At 72.1% G+C, this 12,903-nt stretch carries 12 protein-coding genes; 2 read left to right on the plus strand and 10 right to left on the minus strand.

The genetic code is table 11. The features are described 5' to 3' along the window. The first annotated feature begins 95 nt into the window (after positions 1 to 95). Positions 96 to 2,000, plus strand: a complete 1,905-nt coding sequence (locus OOJ91_RS09270) for an anthranilate synthase family protein (protein WP_266245329.1) — start codon at positions 96 to 98, stop codon at positions 1,998 to 2,000. A 138-nt stretch (positions 2,001 to 2,138) separates the two neighbouring features. On the opposite strand, the gene wrbA is transcribed toward OOJ91_RS09270, so the two are convergent. The 4 genes from wrbA to OOJ91_RS09290 all read right to left on the minus strand — a co-directional run bounded on the left by wrbA (position 2,139) and on the right by OOJ91_RS09290 (position 4,627). Next, positions 2,139 to 2,756, minus strand: coding sequence for an NAD(P)H:quinone oxidoreductase (gene wrbA, locus OOJ91_RS09275; protein ID WP_266244224.1), 618 nt, complete (start codon positions 2,754 to 2,756; stop codon positions 2,139 to 2,141). Between the two features lie 289 nt (positions 2,757 to 3,045). Beyond that, on the minus strand, positions 3,046 to 3,414 hold the full coding sequence (locus OOJ91_RS09280) for a DUF3037 domain-containing protein (RefSeq protein WP_266244225.1): 369 nt from the start codon (positions 3,412 to 3,414) through the stop codon (positions 3,046 to 3,048). Then, positions 3,411 to 4,169, minus strand: a complete 759-nt coding sequence (locus OOJ91_RS09285; RefSeq protein ID WP_266244226.1) for a HipA family kinase — start codon at positions 4,167 to 4,169, stop codon at positions 3,411 to 3,413. The genes OOJ91_RS09280 and OOJ91_RS09285 overlap by 4 nt, the downstream gene beginning before the upstream one ends. Before the next feature lie 65 nt (positions 4,170 to 4,234). Beyond that, positions 4,235 to 4,627: a hypothetical protein gene (locus tag OOJ91_RS09290; protein WP_266244227.1), complete on the minus strand. Its 393-nt coding sequence runs from the start codon at positions 4,625 to 4,627 to the stop codon at positions 4,235 to 4,237. 111 nt (positions 4,628 to 4,738) lie between these two features. On the opposite strand from OOJ91_RS09290, the gene OOJ91_RS09295 reads away from it, so the two are divergent. Beyond that, positions 4,739 to 5,848, plus strand: a complete 1,110-nt coding sequence (locus OOJ91_RS09295) for a winged helix DNA-binding domain-containing protein (RefSeq protein ID WP_266244228.1) — start codon at positions 4,739 to 4,741, stop codon at positions 5,846 to 5,848. Here the strand turns inward: OOJ91_RS09295 and malQ are convergent. From malQ to OOJ91_RS09325, 6 genes are all read right to left on the minus strand, one after another. Then, the gene (gene malQ / locus OOJ91_RS09300; protein ID WP_266244229.1) at positions 5,830 to 7,869 is read right to left on the minus strand and encodes a 4-alpha-glucanotransferase; all 2,040 of its coding nucleotides are present in this window, start codon (positions 7,867 to 7,869) and stop codon (positions 5,830 to 5,832) included. The genes OOJ91_RS09295 and malQ overlap by 19 nt on opposite strands. 114 nt (positions 7,870 to 7,983) lie before the next feature. Then, entirely contained in the window at positions 7,984 to 9,195 is a 1,212-nt protein-coding gene (locus OOJ91_RS09305; protein WP_266244230.1) for an ABC transporter ATP-binding protein, read from the minus strand. A gap of 10 nt (positions 9,196 to 9,205) precedes the next feature. Continuing rightward, entirely contained in the window at positions 9,206 to 10,042 is an 837-nt protein-coding gene (locus OOJ91_RS09310) for a carbohydrate ABC transporter permease (RefSeq protein ID WP_266244231.1), read from the minus strand. A 1-nt stretch (position 10,043) separates the two neighbouring features. Then, entirely contained in the window at positions 10,044 to 11,024 is a 981-nt protein-coding gene (locus OOJ91_RS09315; RefSeq protein ID WP_323178431.1) for a carbohydrate ABC transporter permease, read from the minus strand. After that, positions 11,021 to 12,310: an ABC transporter substrate-binding protein gene (locus OOJ91_RS09320; protein ID WP_266244232.1), complete on the minus strand. Its 1,290-nt coding sequence runs from the start codon at positions 12,308 to 12,310 to the stop codon at positions 11,021 to 11,023. Before OOJ91_RS09320 ends, OOJ91_RS09315 begins: the two co-directional genes overlap by 4 nt. Positions 12,311 to 12,535: 225 nt before the next feature. Beyond that, positions 12,536 to 12,790, minus strand: a complete 255-nt coding sequence (locus tag OOJ91_RS09325) for a flavin reductase (protein ID WP_266244233.1) — start codon at positions 12,788 to 12,790, stop codon at positions 12,536 to 12,538. Positions 12,791 to 12,903 lie beyond the last annotated feature (113 nt).

Raw genomic sequence — 12,903 nt, forward strand, 5'->3', positions numbered from 1 at the left:
CCACGCGGCCGCCACCGAGGCGGCCGCCGGATCTCCCGGCCCGGATGGCCGCCACCGCTGGCGGCGCCCGGCCCACGGAGACCACGATGACCAGCCTGACCCACCTGACCGACCTGCTCGCCGCCATCTCCCGTGGCGACGACCCCGGCCCGTTCGCGTTGCTGCGCCGCGAGGGCGCCGACGAGCTGGAACTCTTCACCGGCGTCGTCACCACCGTCGACCGGCTGGCGGACATCCCGCTGTCGCCGGGTGCGCCCGGGGCGCGGACGCTGGCCCTGGTGCCGTACCGGCAGATCGCCGAACGCGGCTTCGCCTGCGTCGACGACGACGCCCCGCTGGAGTGTCTCCAGGTCGGCGAGCACCACCGGATTCCCCTGGCCGAGGCCCTGGCCGCGCTTCCCGACCAGCCGGTCCGCACCCGCGACGCCGCGTTCGACGTCAGCGACGAGGAGTACGCGCGGATCGTGCAGCAGGTGCTCACCGAGGAGATCGGCCGCGGCGAGGGCGCGAACTTCGTCATCCACCGCACCCTGCACGCCACCGTGCAGGGCGCCCCGCTGGTGGCCGCGCTGGCCGCGCTGCGTCGCCTGCTGGTCGCCGAGCGCGGCGCCTACTGGACGTTCGTGGTGCACACCGACACGCGGACCCTGGTCGGTGCGAGCCCCGAACGCCACGTGAGCGTCGACGACGGGCTCGTGATGATGAACCCGATCAGCGGCACCTTCCGGCCCGGCGGCGACACCCCGAACCGGGAGGCGCTGCTGCGATTCCTCGCCGACCCGAAGGAGGTCGAGGAGCTGTACATGGTGCTCGACGAGGAGCTGAAGATGATGGCGACCGTCGCCGAGCACGGCGGCCAGGTCATCGGCCCGTACCTGAAGGAGATGTCGCACCTGGCGCACACCGAGTACCTGCTCGCCGGGCGGGGCACCCGCGACGTGCGGGAGGTGCTGCGGGAGACGATGTTCGCGCCCACCGTGACGGGCAGCCCGATGGAGAACGCCTGCCGGGTGATCGCCAGGCACGAGCGCCGGGGCCGGGGCTACTACGCGGGTGTGCTGGCCCTGCTCGGTCACGACGACGCCGGCCGCCAGACGCTTGACGCGCCGATCCTGATCCGTACCGCCGAGATCTCCCCCACCGGCCGGCTGCGGGTGCCGGTCGGCGCCACCCTGGTCCGGCATTCGACGGCGGCCGGCGAGGTGGCCGAGACGCACGCCAAGGCGGCCGGGGTGCTGGCCGCGCTCGGTCTCGGCCCGGCGGCGCCCGCCGGCGACCGCGGGCCGGTCGTGCGGCTGGCCGACGACCCGGCGGTACGCGACGCGCTCGCCGCGCGGAACACCCCGCTGGCCCGGTTCTGGCTGGACCAGCGGGCACCTGACGCGCCGGGGCTGCCCGGGTTGGTAGGTCTGCGGGCACTGATCGTGGACGCCGAGGACACCTTCACCGGCATGTTGGCGCACCAGTTGGGCGCGTTGGGTCTGGCGGTCACGCTGCGGCCCTGGCACGCCGGCGGCCCGGTCGACGAGTACGACCTCGTGGTCGCCGGGCCGGGACCGGGCGACCCGGGCAGCCCGGACGACCCGAAGATGGCCGCGTTGCGGGAGCTGCTGGACGGGCTGCTGGCGACCGGCCGACCCACTCTCGCGGTCTGCCTGGGGCACCAGGTGCTGGCCGGGCTGCTGGGGTTGCCCCTGCACCGCCGGGACGCGCCTTATCAGGGGTTGCAGCGGGAGGTCGCTCTGTTCGGCCGGGCCCGCCGGGTCGGCTTCTACTCCTCGTTCACCGCGCGGGCCGACGTGGACCGGCTGGACACCGCGTACGGGACGGTGGAACTGGCCCGCGACGAGCGCGACGGGTCCGTGCACGCCCTGCGCGGGCAGGGTTTCGCGGGGGTGCAGTTTCACCCGGAGTCGGTGCTCAGCCCGGACGGCGTGACAGTGCTGACCGAGTTGCTTGCCGATCTGCTGCCGGCGCCGCGTCCGGCCCGGCAGGCGTAGCCGCGTCCGGCCCGGCAGGCGCAGCACGTCTGCTGGCTCCGCACGGCATGGTCACCGCCGTTGTGGGGTAGGGCTGGTGCGACCGGTGGTGCGAGCGGGCCGAGAGCCCCCGCCCGCGCCACCGGTCGCCCGCGTCGGTCAGCCGGCCATGCCCTGCTTGAGCGCGGCGCCGATCAGCACCGCCCGGCGGGCGGTGAGGGCGCACGCGCCAAGCGCCACCGCGTCCGGGGCGATCTCCCCGTTGTTGCTGGTGTGCGAGGCGCCGTACGGGTTGCCGGCGATGAACTGGCTGGAGTCGGTGTAGCCGGGGGGCACCACGACACCACCCCAGTGGTAGAAGACGTTGAAGAGCGAGGTCAGGGTGGTCTCCTGACCGCCGTGCGAGGTCGCCGTCGAGGTGAAACCCGCGTAGACCTTGTTGGCCAGCGCGCCCTGCGCCCACAGCGGACCGGTGGTGTCGATGAACTGCTTCAGCTGGGCGGCGATCATGCCGTACCGGGTGGGCGATCCGAAGATCACCACGTCGGCCCAGGCCAGGTCGTCGATCATCGCCTCGGGCACGTCCTGGGTCTCCAGGTGGTGTGCCTGCCAGCCGGAGTTGGAGCGGATCGCCTCGTCCGGCGCCAGCTCCCGCACCTTGCGCAGGCGCACCTCGGCGCCGGCTTCCCCGGCGGCCTCGCACACGGCCTGCGCCATCTGGTACGTGATGCCGGTGGCACTGTAATAGATCACCGCTACCTTGGTCTGGGCAGCCATCAGATGTGTCCCCTTCTCGTCTCGGGTCAGCTCCCGCGACTACCCCTGGGGTTCTGTGACAAACGACCGACGGCGGGCTTCCGGTAGTCGGGGCTCAAGTTTTCCGCAAGTTCCCGGTCGTTCCGGCCCGGCCGCCCGTGCGTGCGGCGATCCTGATGCCATCCGGTGTCGGCGCGCTCCCGCGCCCCCCGGACACCGGGCGCCTGAACGGGGGATCGCGCTCCGCCGGCAACGACGCTGGCGTAGCGCGATCAGGGGACGCCTCCCCCGCGGGCCACCGCCGGCCCGCTCAGCGGACCAGCGTCGCCATCAGCCGGTCCAGCTCCGCCGCCGGGCCGGCGGTGAGCCCGGTGTGCACCGGCCCGGCCTGGATCATCGTGCTGCGGGGCGCGACAAGCCAGTGGAACCGCTCACCGAGCCGCATCCGGGTCGCCGGCCCGTCGCCGGAGCAGGTCCGGTCCAGGGAGTCGAGCACCGCGGCCACCGCCGGCAGATCGACATCGGGCGCCAGCGCCCGGACCCGGTCGGCGTCCAGGTGCGTCCGCGCGGCCAGAAAGTCGCGCTGCTGGCAGTAGAGCAGCACCCCGACGTTGATCTGCTCGCCGCGCTCGATGCGGGGCACCAGCCGGATGAGGGCGTACTCGAACGGATGCCTCATGCCACGCCCCCCGCCGGTAGCCAGTCCGCCCGGCTGGCGACCCGCCGCGACAGGTGCGCCACGTACGCCTCCCGCGCGCCGTCGGCCGAGTCGAAGTCGGCGGCGGTCAGCCATTCGGCCGGCACCAGCGCGAGCACCTCCCGCAGGAGGTCCGGGGTGACCCGGGGCGCAAGCTCGGCGTCGGCCTCGGCCATCCGTGACGCGTACGGCTCCAGCACGTGATCGTCCGCGCGGTAGGCACGGTGCACGGCGGCGTCGGCGCGCGGCCAGTTGTGGTGGAAGTACAGCGCGGCGCCGTGGTCGATGAGCCACAGCTCCCGGTGCCAGACCAGCAGGTTCGGGTTACGCCAGCTCCGGTCGACGTTCTCCACGTACGCGTCGAACCAGAGCACCCGCGAGGCCAGCGCCTCGTCGACGGGGTGCGCGACCGGGTCGAAGCCGAGCGCTCCCGGGAGGAAGTCCATCCCCAGGTTGGCGCCGCCGCTGTTGCGCAGCAGCTCCTGCACCTCCTGGTCGGGCTCGGCCCGCCCGATCACCGGGTCGATGTCGAGGACCACAAGCGGCGGCACCCGCAGTTCCAGGCGGCGGGCCAGCTCACCGCAGATCACCTCGGCGACCAGCGCCTTGGGCCCCTGCCCGGCGCCTCGGAACTTCGCCACGTACGTGCCGAGGTCGTCGGCCTCCACGACACCTGGCAGCGAGCCACCCTCGCGCAGCGGCGTGACGTAACGGATCGCGGTGACCTGGCGGAGCACGTCGCCCACCCTACTGGGGCCGGCCGGGCCGGGTGCCGGGCCGGCCCAGCCCCGGCACGCGCGTGTCAGTCGAGCTTGTCGCGCAGCTTGTCGACCTGGGTCTGCAGGCGGTTCACGGCGTTCTCGTTGTTGACGAAAGTGGTGATGCCCGCGGCGAGGCCCAGGCCGATCAGCACCGCCAGGATGCTGAGCACCAGACCGCCTATCGACACACCGCGCCCGGTCACCCCCGGTCGGCGTGCCATCTTGAGCCCGACGATGCCGAGGATGATCCCGATGATGCCGAGCACCAGCCCCAGCCAGGCAAGGATCGCGGTGAACACACTGAACAGGCCGGCCACCCCGAAGACCAGTGCGAAGGTGGCGGCCGCGCTGGTCTTGGCATCGGTGGACGCCCGGTGCGTCCGGGACCCGGCCGGCATGCCGGCGCCCCGGGCCGGCTCGCTTGCGGCAGTCATGAGACTCCCCTTTCGTACGCGCGGCTCGCGTACTTCCGGTCGGCCGCCTTCCCGCTGCTCCGGTCGTTATGCGCAGGCGATGCTGTCGGTCGGGTGTCCTACCCTGACCCGATGACCGGGGAGCTCACCGCATCCGAGGCGCTCGACCTGCGGATGACGAGCCTGCTGCTGCGCCCACACCCGGCCGTCCGGCCCGCTGACGTGGCCGAGGTGGTCGAGTGGTTCGGCGCGATGCAGGCGCAGGATCTGGCGAGCGGCCTGTGGTCGCTGGGCGCCCGGCTGCCGGGGTGGACCAGGTCCGACGTGCAGGCCGCGCTGGAGCGCCGTGAGGCCCTGCGGACGTGGCCGATGCGGGGCACCGTGCACCTCGTACCCCCCGCCGACACCCGCTGGATGCTGGAGCTGACCGGCGTCCGCTCGCTTGCCGGTGCGGCGACCCGTCGAGCGCAGCTCGGCCTCACCGAGGCCGACGCGGACCGGGCGCTGGACGTGCTCGGCGCCGCGCTGGCCGGCGGGGGGCGGCTCACCCGGGCGCAGTGCCTGGCGGCCCTTCGCGCGGCGGGCCTGTCGACCGACGAGCAGCGCGGCTACCACCTGCTCTGGTACGCGAGCGCGCGCGGGGTGACCTGCGTGGCGCCGAACGTCGGAAGCGACCAGACGTTCGCGCTGCTCGACGAGTGGGCGCCGGAGCAACGTCGGCTGGAGCGGGACGAGGCGTTGGCCCTGCTCGCCCACCGCTACGTCCGGGGGCACGGGCCGGTCACCGCCCGCGAGTTCGCCGGCTGGAGCGGCCTCACCCTGACCGACGCGCGGCGCGGCCTGGCCGCCGCCGGCGACCTGCTGAGCACGGTACGTGTCGACGGCGAGCCGATGCACGTCGCCGCGGCGCTGGCCGATGCGCCGCGCACCCCGCCCGACGACGTGCTGGCGCTGCCCGGCTTCGACGAGTACCTGCTCGGCTACCGCGATCGCACGCTGATGCTCGACCCCGCGCACCAGGCGGCCGTGGTGCCGGGAAACAACGGCATCTTCCAGGCGACAGTGGTCCGCGCCGGCCGGGTGGTGGGCGTCTGGAAGCGCACGCTCGGCCGGACCGCCGTCACCGTGACGATCCGGCCGTTGACCTCGCTGAACGCGGGCGTTCGGGCCCGGGTGGAGCAGGCCCTGGGGCGGTACGCCGACTTCCTCGGGCTGCCGGCCCGCTACGACTGGTCGGCCTGACCGCCGCTCGCCGCCGGCCGACGCGTGCCACCCGCCGGCGGCGCGGCCGGTCGGGGGCGCGCGGCGGTGAGCAGGTCGACGATCCGGGTCACCCGTTCATCGGCGCGGATCTGCGCCACAGTCGCCGGCAGCGGCAGCCGCCAGTTCGGGTACTCGTCGACCGTGCCCGGCATGTTGGGTTGTCGCACCTCACCAAGCACGTCGTAGAGGGAGACGCCGAGCAGCCGGGTGGGGCTGGCCGCGAGGGCGGCGTGCATCGCCACCACCACGTCATCGTCGGGTGGGGCGGGCTCGCCGTCGGCCGCCGACCCCGCGTCTGCCGGCTCGGGCAGCAGCGCCTCGTCGCGCAGCATCGCCAGCAGCCGCTCGCGGTCGGCGGCGGCCCGGGCGCGCTCGACCGCCACGTCGGTGCCGAGCAACTTCAGCTCGTCACGGACGCGGACGTGCTCGCCGGCAAGGAAGCCCGGCGCGGTGGGCAGGTCGTGGGTGGAGATGGTGGCCAGCGCGTTACGCGGCCAGCGGGCCGGCGGGATGAAGTTCCCGTCGTCGTCCCGGGCGAACCACAGCACTGTCGAGCCGAGCATGTTGCGCCCCCGTAGACCCCGGGTCACGACGGGTTGGACCGTCCCGAGATCCTCACCGACCACCACCGCGCCGGCCCGGTGGGCCTCCAGCGCGAGGATGCCGAGCATCGCCTCGGCGTCGTACCGGACGTAGGTGCCCTCGGCGGCGCCGGCGCCCGGCGGCACCCACCACAGCCGCCACAGCCCCGCGACGTGGTCGACCCGGAGGCCGCCCGCGTGCCGCAGGGTCCGCCGCAACATGTCCCGGTACGCCGCGTACCCGGTCTCGGCGAGTCGGTCCGGCCGCCACGCGGCGAGGCCCCAGTCCTGGCCGAGCTGGTTGAAGTCGTCCGGTGGGGCGCCGACCCGCACGCCCTGGGCGAGGACGTCGGCGAGCTGCCAGCCGTCCGCGCCGCCCGGGTCGATGCCGACGGCCAGATCGTGCACCACGCCGACAGGCATCCCGGCCGCGCGGGCCGCCGCCGTGACGGCGTCGAGCTGCTCGTCGCACAGGTGTTGCAGCCAGGCGTGGAAGGCCACCCGGTCGGCGAGCTGCCGACGCTGCTCGGCGACCGCCGGGCCGTCCGGGTGGTGCAGCTCCGCCGGCCAGGCACGCCAGTCGTTGCCGTGCCGCTCCGCCAGCGCGCACCAGGTGGCGAAGCTGGCGAGCGCCGGGTCCGCGGCCAGGTCGACCGGCTGGGCGTACGGGTGCAGCAGCTCCAGGGCGTGCCGCTTGGCGGTCCACACCACGTCGTAGTCGATCAGGTCGCCACGGTCGGGGCGCAGCGCGTCCACCACCGCCCGGGTCGCCGGGTCCGCCGCGGCGTACGCGGCGGTGTCGCTGACGCGCAGGTAGAGCGGGTTGACGAAGCGCCGACTGGCCGGGGAATACGGTGAGGCGGCCACCGGATGCGCGGGCCCCACCGCGTGCAGCGGGTTGAGCAGCACCAAACCCGCGCCGGTGGCACCGGCCCAGCCGGTGAACTCGGCGAGGTCCCCGAGGTCGCCCATGCCCCAGGAGCGTTCCGAGGTGAGCGCGTAGAGCTGGAGCATCCAACCCCAGGTGCGCGGCGGCGCGGGCAGCCGCCGGGGCACCACCACGAGCGTCACCTCACGGCCGGCGCAGCCCAACCGGTGCCAGCCCAGCGGCAGGTCCCCCGGCAGTTCGCCGTCGACGTCGCGGCGGCCGCCGTCCTCCAGGGTCACCACACCGGGGCCGGGCAGCGCCCGGGTCGTGCCGTGGGTCAGCACCACAGTCGCCGGCAACGCGGCCCGGTCGACCGCGCGGGCGGCGGCGAGCGCGTCGGCCACGGCAGCCGGGCTGGTGGCGTCCACGCCCAGCAGGCCGAGCACGCCCACGACGGTCTCCGGCGCGACCTCCACGCGACGGTGTCGCCAGTCCTCGTACCACGTGGACACGCCGTGCGCCTTGGCCAGCGCGGCCAGTCGTCGGTCCATCACGCCCCCCGCCTCACGATGCGACCTCCGACCACCTTGCCACGACCTGCGGCGCGGCGCAGGGCACGGACGGGGCCGGCGGGCGATCCGCCGGCCCCCACGTGGTCGACGCCGTCAGTCGGCCAGTGCGCCGGCCGCCCGGCCCTCGTGCAGGGTGAGGTTGCGGCCGTTGGTCGGGTCGAACAGGTGGATCTTCTCCAGGTTGAACCAGACCCGGCGGGACTGCCCCTCCGCGACAGGCGACTCGGCCGACAGCCGGGTGACCAGGTTGCCGCCGCCGCCGCCCGCGAAGTCGCCAGCCCCCGCGTCGGCGGCCAGCTCCTCCAACTCGGCGGCGCTGGCCCGCTCCCCCTCCACGGTGAAGTAGACGTACTTGTCCGAGCCCATCGACTCGACGATCTCCACCGGGGCCTCGAACTCCAGGCCGCGGCGGCGGGTGTCCTCGTCGACCAGTTCGGCGTCCTCGAAGTGCTCGGGGCGTACGCCGAGGATCAGCTCGCGGGGCGCGTCGGCGGCCTCCAGCTCGCGGCGGACCCGGTCGCCGAGCGGCACCTCGCCCAGCGCGGTGTGCAGGCTGCCTTCCTGCACTTTGGCGTGCAGGAAGTTCATCGACGGGGAGCCGATGAAGCCGGCCACGAACAGGTTGCGGGGGTGGTCGTACAGCTCCTGCGGAGGCCCGACCTGCTGGATCGCGCCACCCCGCATGATGACCACCCGGTCGCCGAGGGTCATCGCCTCGGTCTGGTCGTGGGTGACGTAGACGGTGGTGGTGCCGAGCTGCTTCTGGAGGCGGGACACCACGGTGCGCATCTGCACCCGCAGCTTCGCGTCCAGGTTGGACAACGGCTCGTCCATGAGGAACGCCTTGGGCTGGCGGACGATCGCCCGGCCCATCGCCACCCGCTGACGCTGCCCACCGGAGAGGTTGGCCGGCTTGCGGTCCAGCAGCGGCCCCAGCTCCAGCACCTTGGCCGCCTCGTCGACCTTGGCGTTGATGGTCTCCTTGTCCAGCTTCGCCAGCCGCAGCGGGAACGCCATGTTCTCCCGCACGGTCATGTTCGGATACAGCGCGTACGACTGGAACACCATCGCGATGTCCCGGTCCCGCGGGGCCTTGTCGTTGACTCGCTGGCCCGCGATGCGCAGCTCGCCGGAGGTGATGTCCTCCAGGCCCGCGATCATGTTGAGGGTGGTCGACTTCCCGCAGCCCGACGGGCCGACCAGGATGACGAACTCGCCGTCGGCGATCTCCAGGTCGACGTCCTGCACGGCGACGGTCCCGTCGGGGAAACTCTTGCTCACCTTGTCGAGCACGATGTCAGCCATGACTACTCACCTATCCCTTGACTGCGCCGGAGGTCAGGCCGGACACGATGCGGCGCTGGAAGAAGAGGACGAACAGGATGATCGGTACGGTGATCACCACGGCGGCGGCGCAGATCGCCCCGGTGGGGTCCTCGAACTGCGACGCGCCGGTGAAGAACGACAGCGCGGCCGGCACCGTGCGGGACCGCTCGGTGGAGGTCAGCGAGATGGCGAACAGGAAGTCGTTCCAGCAGAAGATGAAGACCAGGATCGCCGTGGTGAACAGGCCGGGCGCGGCCAGTGGCGCGATCACCCGTCGGAACGCCTGAGCCTGGGTGGCGCCGTCCATCTTCGCCGCCTTCTCCAGATCCCAGGGGATCTGCTTGAAGAACGCCGACAGCGTGTAGATCGCCAGCGGCAACGCGAAGGTGATGTACGGCAGGATCAGCCCCACCCAGGTGTCGAAGATCTTGAGCTGACGCTCGATCTCGAACAGCGGCGACACGAGTGACACCTGCGGGAACATCGCGATCAGCAGGGAGACCCCGACCAGCAATCCCTTGCCGGGAAAGTCCAGCCGACTGATCGCGTACGCCGCCATCGCGCCGAGCACGACCGCGACGAGCGTGGCCACCAGGGCGATGCCGATGGAGTTGACCAGCGCGCGGACGAACTGGTCGGTGTCGAAGATCGTCTTGTAGTTGTCGAGCGTCCACTCCCGGGGGATGAAGTTCCCGTCGGTGAGGGTGGCCGGCGTCTTGAACGACAGCGAGGCGATCCACAGCACCGGGACCATCGCGAAGACGACCACGAGAACGTCGAGCAGACCCCAGCGCAGCTTCGCCCGGGTGGTGGTTTCGACAGCCATGTCAGCGCCTCTCCCCGTCGTCGCTGCCGGGGGCAGCGGTGCCGAACAGCTTCACGAAGACGAAGGCGATGATCGCCACGGTGATGAAGATGAGGACCGACATCGTGGAGCCGATGCCGAGGTTCAGACCCCGGATCAGGTTGTTGTAGGCGAGCATCGACACCGATGAGGTCTCGTTGCCGCCTGCCGTCAACACGAAGATGTTGTCGAAGACCCGGAACGCGTCCAGGGTGCGGAACAGCAGCGCGACAAGGATCGCCGGCTTCATCACGGGCAGCATCACCTTGGTGAACTTCTGCCAGGAGGTCGCCCCGTCGGTGGAGGCGGCCTTGAGCAGGTCCTCCGGGACCAGCGCCAGCCCGGCCATCAGCAGCAGCGCCATGAACGGGGTGGTCTTCCAGATCTCCGCGAGCATGATGATCGCCAGCGAGCTGGCCCGCTCGGTGAGCGGAGCGCCGTCGCTGAACAGGTCTGCCAGGTAGCCGGTGCCGGGCGTCCAGGCGTACCGCCAGGAGAACGCGGCGACCACCGTGACGATCCCGTACGGGATGAGCGCCGAGGTGCGGACGATGCCCCGCCCGACAAGCGTGCGGTGCATGATCAGCGCCAGCCCCATGCCGAGCACCAGTTCGACGGCCACGGTGACCACCGTGATCAGCGCGGTCACCCCGAACGCCGTCCACCAGAACTCGTTGGTGAGCACGGTGACGTAGTTCTCCAGCCCGATGAACTCACGCTGGTCGGGGAAGCGCAGGTCGTAACGCTGCAACGACAGCCAGACCGAGTAGATGATCGGGTACGCGGTCACCGCGACCATCACCAGCGCGGCGGGCGCGCAGAGCAGCCAGCCGAGCCGGCGTTCGGCCTTCTTGTTCTCACTCAGCGGCGGCTTGCGACGGCCGCCCCGCTGGGTGGGCACCCTGCTGGGTCGTTCCGCCTCGGCGCTCACCTGCGCGCCGGCCGGCGTGGCGTTGACACTCACGGCAGGACCCCCTTGGACTGAAGGGCGTCGGCGATGGCGCCGCGCAGCTCGTCGGCCGTCTGCTGCGGACGGATCGCCGACGGCGGCGACAGGATCGCCGACATGACTGTCGAGATGCTCTGGTAGGCCGGGGTCAGCGGACGGGTCCCCGGGTCCTTCAGCTCTTCGAGGATGGTGTCCTTCATGGGGTACGCCTCGGCCATCTCCGGCTCGTCGAAGACCGCCTCGATCGTCGGTGGGACGCCGTCGTTGATTGCGGAGAACTTCTGGTGCTCGGGGCTACGCAGACACCGGGCCGCCTCGAACGACTGCTCCGGGTGCGTGGAGTAGGCGCTCACCGCCAGGTTCACGCCGCCGATGGTGACCTTGCTGGGGGTGTTCTCGTCGACGCCGGGCACCCGCGCCCAGCCGACCTGCTTGGCCAGCTCCGGGTTCGCCTCCTGCAACGCCGGGTAGACGAACGGCCAGTTCACCTGGAACGCGCCAGAGCCGGACTGGAACTCCAGCCGTACCGGATCCTCGGTGGCGTTGCTGAACGACGGCGACGTCACGCCCGACGTGGCGAACTTCTTCAACTGCTCCAGCGCCCGGACCGTGCCGTCGTCCATCACGGCCTTCTTGCCGTCGTCGGAGAGGACCTTCCCGCCGGCACTCTCGGCAAGCGTGTTGTAGAGGACTACCAGCCCCTCGTACTGAGCGCCCATGGTGAGCACCTGGTACGGCTTGCCCTGGTCCTTGAGCTGCTGGGCAGCCGTGATCATCTGGTCCCAGGTGGTCGGCGGCTGCGGCACCAGGTCCTTGCGGTACCAGAGCAGTTGGACGTTCGTGTTCTTCGGCGCGGCGTAGAGCTTGTCCTCGTAGCGGGCGGTGTCCAGCGGCCCGGCGAGGGTGCCCTGCTCGACGTCGGAGCGGTCCTGGCCGGTCCACTCGCGGATCCAGTCGGCGCTTGCGAACTCCTGGGTCCAGGTGACGTCCAGGCCGAGGACGTCCATCCCGCTGTCCTCGGCGGCCAGCCGGCGCACCATCTGCACCCGCTGGTCGTCGGCCTGCCGGGGCAGCACCCGATAAACGATCTTGTATCGCCCCTGGGCCTGCGCGTTGCAGTCGTCGACCACCTTCTGCAGGTTCTGCTCCGGCGGGTAGTACAGGTTGATCGTCGGCGTACCGCCGCCACCGTCGTCGGCGCCGCACGCGGCCAGCGGCGCGACAAGCGCCAGCGCGGCGGCAGCGGCGCCGAGCCGGGCAACCGGCCGACGCCGGTGTCGAGCCGTTTCGGGGTCCGTCATCGCCCTCCCCCTCTGTTCGGCGAGAAACCGGGGAGGGGCATCCGTGCCCCGGCGCACGGCGAGACCTTTCCGGGCCAATGAGCTGCGGAAACGCCCCGGTCCGGATGCTCCTGGCGGCTACACTGCCCCACCTGCCATGTCACGAAACCTGCCTGTCACAGCGGGACACGCTCGGGCGCCAACAGAAAGTCACCGCACAGACCCGCCGCTGGCTGAGCGGCGACCTCAGCCGCGGGCCCTCGCCCAGGAGAGGAAGCGCTCGGTCATCTTCGCCGGCGGGTGGTTCGGGTGAAGCTGGGTGAGCTGGGCCGTCGCCTCGTTCATAAGCGTGCCGAGATAGATCAGCAGCCCGATCCGGTTGGTCCGGTACTCCGTCAGCAGGGCCAGCTTGGCCGGCTGGCAGGGCCACTCCCGGCCGCAGCTCCGGCACCGCCACAGCGGGCGCATGGCGACGTGCGGGACGGGTGGACGCACCACCATCACCGCCACCACGTTTCGTCGTGGTGGTCTGTCGGGCTCAGCACGGTGACCTCCTCGGGGATTGGGTAAGGGGGTCGCTCCCGCAAGGGGGGACGGGAGCGACCCCGACGCAG

This window comes from Micromonospora lupini (genome assembly GCF_026342015.1).
Classification (GTDB): Bacteria; Actinomycetota; Actinomycetes; order Mycobacteriales; family Micromonosporaceae; genus Micromonospora; species Micromonospora lupini_B.

Excerpts from the sequence above, each read along its gene's own strand:
- wrbA (WP_266244224.1), bottom strand. The coding sequence starts at position 2,756 with ATGGCTGCCCAGACCAAGGTAGCGGTGATCTATTACAGTGCCACCGGC.
- OOJ91_RS09280 (WP_266244225.1), bottom strand. The coding sequence starts at position 3,414 with ATGAGGCATCCGTTCGAGTACGCCCTCATCCGGCTGGTGCCCCGCATC.
- OOJ91_RS09290 (WP_266244227.1), bottom strand. The coding sequence starts at position 4,627 with ATGACTGCCGCAAGCGAGCCGGCCCGGGGCGCCGGCATGCCGGCCGGG.
- OOJ91_RS09295 (WP_266244228.1), top strand. The coding sequence starts at position 4,739 with ATGACCGGGGAGCTCACCGCATCCGAGGCGCTCGACCTGCGGATGACG.
- malQ (WP_266244229.1), bottom strand. The coding sequence starts at position 7,869 with ATGGACCGACGACTGGCCGCGCTGGCCAAGGCGCACGGCGTGTCCACG.
- OOJ91_RS09305 (WP_266244230.1), bottom strand. The coding sequence starts at position 9,195 with ATGGCTGACATCGTGCTCGACAAGGTGAGCAAGAGTTTCCCCGACGGG.
- OOJ91_RS09310 (WP_266244231.1), bottom strand. The coding sequence starts at position 10,042 with ATGGCTGTCGAAACCACCACCCGGGCGAAGCTGCGCTGGGGTCTGCTC.
- OOJ91_RS09320 (WP_266244232.1), bottom strand. The coding sequence starts at position 12,310 with ATGACGGACCCCGAAACGGCTCGACACCGGCGTCGGCCGGTTGCCCGG.
- OOJ91_RS09325 (WP_266244233.1), bottom strand. The coding sequence starts at position 12,790 with ATGGTGGTGCGTCCACCCGTCCCGCACGTCGCCATGCGCCCGCTGTGG.